Origin of the sequence: Leclercia sp. LTM14, from assembly GCF_023736175.1 — a bacterium.
GTDB lineage: Bacteria > Pseudomonadota > Gammaproteobacteria > Enterobacterales > Enterobacteriaceae > Enterobacter > Enterobacter barmai.
On sequence record NZ_JAIKTT010000026.1, the window covers coordinates 1 to 605 of the forward strand.

General features: G+C 55.2%; 1 rRNA gene. It reads right to left on the minus strand.

The features are described 5' to 3' along the window. Positions 1 to 605: ribosomal RNA gene (locus K5I40_RS23755) — 23S ribosomal RNA — on the minus strand; the annotation flags it as partial.

Consider the following 605-nt stretch of genomic DNA (forward strand, 5'->3'; position numbering starts at 1 on the left):
AACGTTCCTTCAGGACCCTTGAAGGGTCAGGGAGAACTCATCTCGGGGCAAGTTTCGTGCTTAGATGCTTTCAGCACTTATCTCTTCCGCATTTAGCTACCGGGCAGTGCCATTGGCATGACAACCCGAACACCAGTGATGCGTCCACTCCGGTCCTCTCGTACTAGGAGCAGCCCCCCTCAATTCTCCAGCGCCCACGGCAGATAGGGACCGAACTGTCTCACGACGTTCTAAACCCAGCTCGCGTACCACTTTAAATGGCGAACAGCCATACCCTTGGGACCTACTTCAGCCCCAGGATGTGATGAGCCGACATCGAGGTGCCAAACACCGCCGTCGATATGAACTCTTGGGCGGTATCAGCCTGTTATCCCCGGAGTACCTTTTATCCGTTGAGCGATGGCCCTTCCATACAGAACCACCGGATCACTATGACCTGCTTTCGCACCTGCTCGAGCCGTCACTCTCGCAGTCAAGCTAGCTTATGCCATTGCACTAACCTCCTGATGTCCGACCAGGATTAGCTAACCTTCGTGCTCCTCCGTTACTCTTTAGGAGGAGACCGCCCCAGTCAAACTACCCACCAGACACTGTCCGCAACCCGG